At 66.4% G+C, this 8180-nt stretch carries 9 protein-coding genes; 6 read left to right on the forward strand and 3 right to left on the reverse strand.

Translation table 11 applies throughout. From position 1 onward, the window contains the following. Positions 1 to 329 precede the first annotated feature (329 nt). Positions 330 to 479 carry a hypothetical protein gene (locus tag JNK99_RS06265; protein ID WP_291850225.1) on the reverse strand — a complete coding sequence of 50 codons (150 nt, stop codon included), beginning with the start codon at positions 477 to 479 and terminating at the stop codon, positions 330 to 332. A gap of 271 nt (positions 480 to 750) precedes the next feature. Continuing rightward, positions 751 to 1629, reverse strand: coding sequence for a dienelactone hydrolase family protein (locus JNK99_RS06270; protein WP_291850227.1), 879 nt, complete (start codon positions 1627 to 1629; stop codon positions 751 to 753). Positions 1630 to 1706: 77 nt separating this feature from the next. Here JNK99_RS06270 and JNK99_RS06275 point away from each other — a divergent pair, with 77 nt between their 5' ends. From JNK99_RS06275 to JNK99_RS06285, 3 genes are all read left to right on the forward strand, one after another. Further along, positions 1707 to 2138: a MaoC family dehydratase gene (locus JNK99_RS06275; protein WP_291850229.1), complete on the forward strand. Its 432-nt coding sequence runs from the start codon at positions 1707 to 1709 to the stop codon at positions 2136 to 2138. Between the two features lie 3 nt (positions 2139 to 2141). Next, a complete protein-coding gene (locus JNK99_RS06280; protein ID WP_291850232.1) occupies positions 2142 to 2720 on the forward strand; it encodes a peroxidase-related enzyme in 579 nt (192 codons plus the stop codon). A 274-nt stretch (positions 2721 to 2994) separates the two neighbouring features. After that, on the forward strand, positions 2995 to 4167 hold the full coding sequence (locus JNK99_RS06285) for an aminotransferase class V-fold PLP-dependent enzyme (RefSeq protein WP_291850235.1): 1173 nt from the start codon (positions 2995 to 2997) through the stop codon (positions 4165 to 4167). Here the strand turns inward: JNK99_RS06285 and JNK99_RS06290 are convergent. After that, positions 4141 to 4347, reverse strand: a complete 207-nt coding sequence (locus JNK99_RS06290) for a CopG family transcriptional regulator (RefSeq protein ID WP_291850238.1) — start codon at positions 4345 to 4347, stop codon at positions 4141 to 4143. The genes JNK99_RS06285 and JNK99_RS06290 overlap by 27 nt on opposite strands. A 303-nt stretch (positions 4348 to 4650) precedes the next feature. Here JNK99_RS06290 and hyfB point away from each other — a divergent pair, with 303 nt between their 5' ends. The 3 genes from hyfB to JNK99_RS06305 all read left to right on the forward strand — a co-directional run. Next, a complete protein-coding gene (gene hyfB, locus JNK99_RS06295; protein ID WP_291850240.1) occupies positions 4651 to 6687 on the forward strand; it encodes a hydrogenase 4 subunit B in 2037 nt (678 codons plus the stop codon). Further along, positions 6684 to 7631, forward strand: a complete 948-nt coding sequence (locus tag JNK99_RS06300) for an NADH-quinone oxidoreductase subunit H (protein WP_291850246.1) — start codon at positions 6684 to 6686, stop codon at positions 7629 to 7631. The genes hyfB and JNK99_RS06300 overlap by 4 nt, the downstream gene beginning before the upstream one ends. Position 7632: 1 nt before the next feature. Further along, the coding region (locus tag JNK99_RS06305) for a formate hydrogenlyase (protein ID WP_291850249.1) at positions 7633 to 8180 on the forward strand (548 nt) is incomplete at its 3' end.

Below are 8180 nucleotides of genomic sequence, written 5' to 3' on the forward strand. Positions count from 1 at the left end.
AATGGCCCTGGGGAGCGACGTGCTCGCGGCGGCCCTCGAAGGTTATGCCATCGCCAAGGCCTTCGGCAAGGGGGCCGGGCTCGATTCGCTGAAGGAGGCGATGGCCACCCGCTTCAGCGGCGGACGCCGCGCGGCCAGGAGCGTCAGCGCGTAGTCCCGGAGTGCGCCCGGCGGCAGCGGCGGCGCGCCCGGCCGGCATTCGGCCGGGCCGCCGGGGCCGGCCGGCCTCCCGCGGCGGCGCCTGACCGGGCTTTCCGGCGATGCTGCCGCGCCACCGACGCGGCGTGTCGTGATGGCGGACGACGAGCACGTCGCCCGGAACTGTGAAGTCATTGCCCGGAACTGCGAAGTCGTGGCCTTGAACTGCCTTGTCGTGCTTGATCGACTCCGACGTCGTTGCGTTGAACGATGCAGTCGTCGTCGGGAACTGCGACTTCGTCCTTGCGCAGTCCGACGTCGTCGTTCAGAGCTTCGCTCATCGACTCCCGGAGGGACGATTTCGTTGCCCGCAACTGCGTCGTCGTCGTTCCGGGCGACGCCGTCGTCCCGGCGCGCGACGACGACGTGCTTCCGAACTCCGACGGCGTGCTGCGGAGCCACGATTTCGCCCTGGCCAGCCGCGCCGCCGGCCAGCGCTCCCCCGGACGTCGGGCCGGACGGCAAGGCGGCCGATCCTCGACGCCGATTCGCCGGCCCCGGCGCGCTGGCCGCGGCGCGGCGGGAAAGCAGCCGGACCGCCGCGGCCCCTGCTCAGACGCCGTGCTGCCCGAACCACGCCTGCAGCCGGCGCCAGCCGTCGGCCGCTTCGGCCTGGCGGTAGCTCGGCCGGTAGTCGGCGTGGAAGGCGTGCCCTGCCTGGTCGTAGACCTCGATCCGCGACGCCTGGCTCACCGGGTTGGCGGCCGCGGCGAGCGCCTTGCGCATCTGCTCGACGGTTTCGAGCGGGATGCCCTGATCGAGTCCGCCGTAGAGTCCGAGCACCGGCGCGTGGAGTTTGGCGGCGATGTCCACGGGCTGGCGCGGGGTCAGCTCGCCGGCCTGTCCGACCAGCCGCCCATACCAGGCGACGGCGGCCTTGAGCTGCGGATTGTGCGCCGCGTAGAGCCAGGCGATGCGCCCGCCCCAGCAGAAGCCGGTGATGCCCAGGCGGGTGACGGCGCCGCCGTGCTTGCCGGCCCAGGCGACGCAGGCATCGAGGTCGGCCATCACCTGTGCGTCGGGGACCTGGCTGACCACCTTGGCGAGCAGCTCGGGAACGCTGGCGTACTGCCGCGGGTCGCCCTGGCGGGCATAGAGTTCGGGCGCGATCGCCAGGTAGCCGAGCTTGGCGAGGCGGCGGCAGACATCCTTGATGTACTCATGCACCCCGAAGATTTCCTGCACCACCAGGATCACCGGCCAGTTGCCGCCGCTCGCCGGCTGCGCGCGGTAGGCGGGCAGCTCGCCGCCGGCGGCCGGCACGCCGATCTCGCCGGCGGTCAGGCCGATGCTGTCGGTGCTGATCACGCTGCTCGCCGCGACCGGCTGCACGGCGAGGGCAAAGCCGGCGCCGAGGGTGCCGACCAGGAACTGGCGGCGATTCACGGGAAGGGCGGGAAGCAGGCTGGCAAGATCGCTCGGTTCGGTCATCACGCGACTCTCCTCTGGTAGGTGCGGGTTTTGTGTATCATGCCACGACGCAAAACCCCCTGACCACGGAGATCCTCATGAATTCACTCGGCGGCTACCACATCGAAGATCTGCAACCCGGCATGAGCGCGAGCCTTGCCAAGACCGTCACCGAAGCCGACATCATCCTCTTTGCCGGCATCTCGACCGACGTCAATCCGATCCATCTCAACGAGGAATGGGCGAAGACCACCCAGTTCGGCGGTCGTATCGCGCACGGCATGCTGTCCGCCGGTTTCATTTCGGCCGTGCTGGGTAACCGGATGCCCGGGCCGGGCACGGTCTATCTCGGCCAGACGCTGAAGTTCAAGGCGCCGGTGCGCATCGGCGATACGGTGACGGCGACCGTCACGGTGCGCGAAGTGAACGTCGCCCGCCGGCGTTGCGTGATGGATTCGGTGTGCACGGTCAACGGCAAGCCGGTGATCGAGGGCGAATCGACGCTCTATTGCACGAGCGGCGAGGCCTGAGCCATGAGCCGGCCGATCAGTCGTTTTCCCGTTCCGGCGCTGGACGAGATGCCGGAGGACGTGCGCCACCGCATCCTCGAAGTGCAGGCAAAAGCGGGTTTCGTGCCCAATGTCTTCCTCACGCTGGCGCACCGCCCCGACGAGTTCCGCGCCTTCTTCGCCTACCACGATGCCTTGATGGAAAAGGACAGCGGGCTGAGCAAGGCCGAGCGCGAGATGATCGTGGTCGCCAGCAGCGGCGCCAACCAGTGCCAGTATTGCGTCGTCGCGCACGGGGCGATCCTGCGCGTGCGGGCCCGCAACCCGCTGATCGCCGATCAGGTGGCGGTGAATTACCGCAAGGCCGACCTGACGCCACGCCAGCGGGCGATGCTCGACTTTGCGCTGAAGACGGCGCTGCGTTCGGCCGAGATCGGCGACGCCGATTTCGCCGCGCTGCGCGAGCATGGCTTCTCGGACGAGGACATCTGGGACATCGGCGCGGTGGCCGCCTTCTTCGCGCTCTCCAACCGGCTGGCCAACCTGACCTCGATGCGCCCGAACGACGAGTTCTTCCTGCTCGGCCGGTCACCCACGACCTAGCCGGTCAGACGCCCGGCGCCGTGCCCGGGGAGGCCGGCAAGGCCGGCGACCGGGGCCGGCGGACGGGCGCCGGCCAGAGCGATTTCCGGTGCGCGGGGCGGCCGCCGCCGACAGGGCGAGGGCCGCTCCGCCGATAGTGGCGCCGATCCGCGGGCAGTGGCCGTCGCGCCGTGCCGTGCACAGCGGTGACTAGCGCGCCGTGCGGACTTGGCGTTATGCTCCCGCTCCTTTGCCCGTCGCAATCGACAAGCCAACCCATCAACCGGAGACAATCGTGCCTGCACTGCTGCCCCAACCCGATCCCGAAGGTCTGCTCGAATACTCGGTGGTCTATACGGATCGCTCGCTCAACCACATGTCGCAGCGCTTCCAGAGCGTCATGCGGGACATCGCACGGATTCTCAAGACGGTGTACAACGGCCGGACGGCGATCGTCGTTCCGGGCAGCGGAACCTTCGGCATGGAAGCCGTCGCCCGGCAGTTCGCCACCGACCGCAAGTGTCTGATCATCCGCAACGGCTGGTTCAGCTTCCGCTGGACGCAGATCCTCGAGATGGGCCGGATTCCGTCGGCGAGCATCGTCATGAAGGCGCAGCGCATCGGCGACGAGAAGCACGCGCCGTTCGCCCCGCCGCCGATCGAGGCGGTCGTGGCACGCATCCTGGAGGAGAAACCGGACCTCGTTTTCGCACCGCATGTCGAAACCGCTTCCGGCATGATCCTGCCCAACGACTACCTGTGTGCCGTCGGCGAGGCGGTGCGCGCGGTGGACGGGCTGTTCGTGCTCGATTGCGTGGCCTCCGGTGCAATCTGGGTCGACATGGTCGCCAACCATGTCGATATCCTGATCAGCGCTCCGCAGAAGGGCTGGACCGGGCTGCCCTGCTGCGCCCTGGTGGTGCTCGGCGAGCGTGCGCGCGGACGGATCGACGCGACCAGCAGCAGCAGCTTCGCCTGCGACCTGAAAAAGTGGATGCAGATCATGGAGACCTACGAGAACGGCGGGCACGCCTATCACGCCACCATGCCGACCGACGCGCTCGCCACCCTGCGCGACGTGATGCGCGAAACCGAGAACTACGGCTTCGAGCGGGTTCGTCAGGAACAGCAGGAGATCGGTCTGCGCGTGCGCGCCCTGCTCACCGGCAAGGGTTTTCGCAGCGTTGCCGCCGAGGGCTTCCAGGCGCCCGGCGTGGTCGTCAGCTACACCGACGATGCGGAGATCCAGTCGGCGCGCAAGTTCGCCGCCATCGGTGTGCAGACGGCCGCCGGCGTGCCGCTGCAGTGCGACGAAGCGGCCGATTTCAGCACCTTCCGCATCGGTCTCTTCGGCCTCGAGAAACTGCACCATCCCGACCGGACGGTCCGCAGCCTGGCCGACGCGCTGGACGAGCTGATCCGTTTGAGCGTGCCACCCGAATCAGGACCGAGCGCTGCCGTCGGGTGACGCCCGACCCTTCAGCCAGTCCGGCAGTGTGCGGTCACCGGCGTTGTCGATGATGTATTGACGGATCAGCTTGCGCACGACCTGCGAAGGCGTCAGGTCGTGCGTCGCGCAGATTTCCTCGAAGATCCGTTTCTTGCGAGGGTCGATGAGAATGGTCAGGCGAGCGGTGCGATTTTCCATTGCAGCACGTCAGATTACATAAGATGTTAATCAAATTACAATTGCAATTGTAGCAGCGGCAAATATAATTGTCGCCATATTTGCATGGCAGCATAAAGGGAGTCGTCCTGGCCGGTCCGGTCGGGACTCGAACGCTCGGCGCGGGTTCGGTTCGGCAACTTTCGGGCGGGCTTATGGTGGAGGTCTGAAGGGAATGCCGTTCCCAAACCGTGGCGACCAGCAGGGGCTTGCTCCCCACGCATCCGAAATTCCTGGCGTGCCTTTTTTGCGTTCCGCCGGGTCGCGCGGCGGCGCTGGCGACCGGTGAATCTCCTGTCCGGGAACTTCGTCGATCCGCTCACCTGGCTGTGCCTCGACTGGATTCTGCTGCTCGCCGCCGGCTGGCTGCTGATCGGCGTGGCGGGCGTTTTCGCCCTGCGCCGGCTGACCCTGGTGGCCAGAGTCCTGTTTCCCGTCGGCGGGGTGTTCGGTCTCGCCCTGTCCGGTCTCGCCCTGCATTCGCTGGGGGCACCGAGCGAGGTCGCCGTGCTGCCGATCGGGCTGCCCGGGCTGCCCTTCCATTTTCGGCTCGACAGCCTGTCGGCTTTCTTCCTGATGCTCATCGGCAGCGTCGCGGCCGGGGTTTCCGCGTTCGCCGCGGGCTATTTCCGCAAGGGGGAAGGCACCCCGCCGGGCCTGCTGGCGCTCGAATACCACATTTTTCTCGCCAGCATGGTGCTGGTGGTGCTGGCCGACGACGCCTATGCGTTCATGGTGATGTGGGAGAGCATGGCCCTTGCCTCATTCTTCCTGGTCACCGCCAATCATCGCATCGTCGAGATTCAGCGCGCCGGCTACCTTTATCTGCTGGTGGCGCATATCGGCGCCATCGGGATACTGCTCTGCTTTGGCGTCCTGCAGGCCAATACCGGCGACTATACCTTCGCCAACATGCGCGCCCAGCAACTGTCGCCGTTCTGGGCGTCGACCGCCTTCCTGCTCGCGCTGTTCGGCTTCGGCGCCAAGGCCGGCATCGTGCCGCTGCACGTGTGGTTGCCGGAGGCGCACCCGGCGGCCCCTTCGCCGGTTTCGGCGCTGCTGAGCGGGGTGATGCTGAAGACCGCCATCTACGGCGTGCTGCGGATCTTTTTCGACCTCCTGGCGTCGCCCATCTGGTGGTGGGGCCTGTTGCTCCTGGCGGTGGGCCTGGCGACGGCGTTGTTCGGAGTCGTCTTCGCCGCCGTCCAGGTCGATATGAAGCGTCTGCTGGCCTACTCTTCGATCGAGAACATCGGTTTGCTGTTCTCCGGAATCGGCCTGACCCTGCTGTTCTCGGCTCATGACATGCCGCCGATGGCCGCGCTGGCGTTGACCGCGGTGCTCTATCATGCCCTCGGCCATGCCTTCTTCAAAAGCCTTCTGTTCGTCGGCACGGGCGCGGTGCTGCATGCCACCGGCGAGCGCAACCTCGGCAAACTCGGCGGTTTGATCCGCAGCATGCCCTGGGTGGCGTGGGTGACGCTGATTGGCGTGCTGGCCAGCGCCGGTCTGCCGCCGCTGGGCGGCTTCGTCTCCGAGTGGCTGCTGCTGCAAAGCTTCCTTTTTGCACCCGGTTTGCCCAGTGCGTTGCTCGACATGCTGATCCCGGTGGCGGCGGCGCTGATCGCACTGGTCGCCGCGCTCGCCGGCTATACCATGGTCAAGTTTTTCGGGGTCATTTTTCTCGGCCAGCCGCGCGAGGAGAAACTCGCCCGGGCGCATGACGCCGGTAGCTGGGAGCGTCTCGGCATGGCCTGGCTGGTTGGCGGTTGCGTCGTGCTCGGACTGTTTCCCGTGCAGTTGATTGCGTTGATCGATCCGCTGACCCGGACACTGGTCGGCGCGGGTCTTGCCGAGACCGCCGGCGATGCCGGCTGGCTGCTGGTGCCGGTGGCGATCGAACGGGCGAGCTATGGTCCGGTCATCTTCCTGCTCGGCGTGGCCGGCAGCTTCGCGCTCGCCTTCCTGCTCGTCCGCCTGCTCTACCATGGCCGTCTGCGTCGCGCAGCCCCCTGGGATTGCGGCTACCCGTGGCAGAACGCGCGCATGCAGGACACGGCCGAGGGTTTTGGCCAACCGATCCGGCAGATTTTCGAACCCTTTCTCCGGATGCAACGCGAGCTGCCGACCCCTTTTGACGCCGAACCCCGTTATCGCGTCAGCGTCGGCGACCACTTCTGGCATTGGCTCTACCTGCCCCTGGCGAGGATCGTCGATCGTCTGGCCAGCCTGATCGGGCTGTTGCAGCAGGGGCGGATCGCGGTGTACCTGCTCTACAGCTTCGTCACACTGATCGCGGTCCTGCTGGTGGTGAAACAATGACCTGGCTCGGTGTCGTCTCGCAACTACTGGAGATCGTCCTGGCACTGCTCCTGGCGCCCCTGCTCGGTGGCTGGATCAACCAGTGGCGTGCCTGGTTGCAGAACAGGTCGGCGCCCGCTCTGCTGCAACCGTACCGGACGCTGCACAAACTCTTCAACAAGGAATCGGTGCTCGCCGAACACGCTTCGCCGCTGTTCCGCGGCGCGCCGTACATCGTTTTCGGCTGCATGGCCCTGGCCAGCGCGATCATCCCGACACTGTCCACCGATCTGCCGCTGTCGCCGGCCGCCGACGCGATTGCCCTGGTCGGTCTGTTTGCCTTTGCACGGGTGTTCATTTCCCTGGCGGCGATGGATGTCGGGACTTCTTTCGGCACGCTCGGTGCCCGCCGCGAGATGCTGATCGGCTTTCTCGCCGAGCCGGCACTGCTGATGGTGCTGTTCTCGGCCTCGCTGATCTCGAAGTCGACCTCGCTGACCACCATCGTCGAGACCCTGGCGCATCGCGACCTGACGATCTATCCGAGCCTGGCCTTCGCCGGAGTGGCCTTCACCATGGTCTCGCTGGCCGAGAACGCGCGTGTGCCGGTGGATAACCCGGCGACCCATCTCGAGCTGACGATGATCCACGAGGCACTGATCCTCGAATACTCGGGTCGCCACCTCGCGCTGCTCGAGTGGGCCGCCAGCCTGAAGCTCTTCGCCTACTCGTGTATCGGCCTGGCCCTCTTCTTTCCGTGGGGCATCGCCGAGGCCCAGGCACCGCTGGCACTGCTGCTGGCGATGCCGGTGCTGATCCTGAAGCTGGCCATCGGCGGCGTGCTGCTCGCCCTGCTCGAGACATTGAGCGCCAAGATGCGCATCTTTCGCGTACCGGAATTCCTCGCCACCGCTTTTCTTCTGGCAGTGATCGGCATGCTGGTCAACATTCTGGTGCGCGCCTGAGATGACCGAACTGGTTGGCCAGTTGATCAACCTCCTGGCGTCGATCCTCTTGATGCTGTCCTTCGCGATGATCTCGCAACGCCGGATTCTCTCCTTGATCCACCTGTTCACCGCGCAGGGTGCGGCACTGGTCGCAGCGACGCTGGTGGTGGGCTACGCGACGCACCAGCCGCACCTGTATCTCTCGGCGGGCATCACCCTGCTCCTCAAGGTCATCGTCATTCCCTTGCTGCTCCATCGGGTCATCACCCGCCTCGACGTCCGCTGGGATGTCGAAACGCTGATCAATATCCCGACCACGATGATCATCGGGATCACCCTGGTCATTTTCGCCTTCGAACTGGCGCTGCCGATCTCCCGCCTGTCGATCAGTATTGCCCGGGCCACGCTGGGCATCGCGCTCGCCTGCGTGCTGCTCTCCTTCCTGATGATGATTACCCGCTCGAAGGCCGTGCCGCAGGTGATCGGTTTCCTGTCGATGGAAAACGGCCTGTTCTTTGCCGCCACTTCGGCGACCTACGGCATGCCGATGGTCGTCGAACTCGGCAT

This window comes from Accumulibacter sp., assembly GCF_016789985.1.
In the GTDB taxonomy this organism is placed as follows: domain Bacteria; phylum Pseudomonadota; class Gammaproteobacteria; order Burkholderiales; family Rhodocyclaceae; genus Accumulibacter.

Coding starts and splice junctions, on each gene's coding strand:
- JNK99_RS06300 (WP_291850246.1), top strand. CDS start 6,684: ATGACCTGGCTCGGTGTCGTCTCGCAACTACTGGAGATCGTCCTGGCA.
- JNK99_RS06275 (WP_291850229.1), top strand. CDS start 1,707: ATGAATTCACTCGGCGGCTACCACATCGAAGATCTGCAACCCGGCATG.
- JNK99_RS06270 (WP_291850227.1), bottom strand. CDS start 1,629: ATGACCGAACCGAGCGATCTTGCCAGCCTGCTTCCCGCCCTTCCCGTG.
- JNK99_RS06265 (WP_291850225.1), bottom strand. CDS start 479: ATGAGCGAAGCTCTGAACGACGACGTCGGACTGCGCAAGGACGAAGTC.
- JNK99_RS06280 (WP_291850232.1), top strand. CDS start 2,142: ATGAGCCGGCCGATCAGTCGTTTTCCCGTTCCGGCGCTGGACGAGATG.
- JNK99_RS06290 (WP_291850238.1), bottom strand. CDS start 4,347: ATGGAAAATCGCACCGCTCGCCTGACCATTCTCATCGACCCTCGCAAG.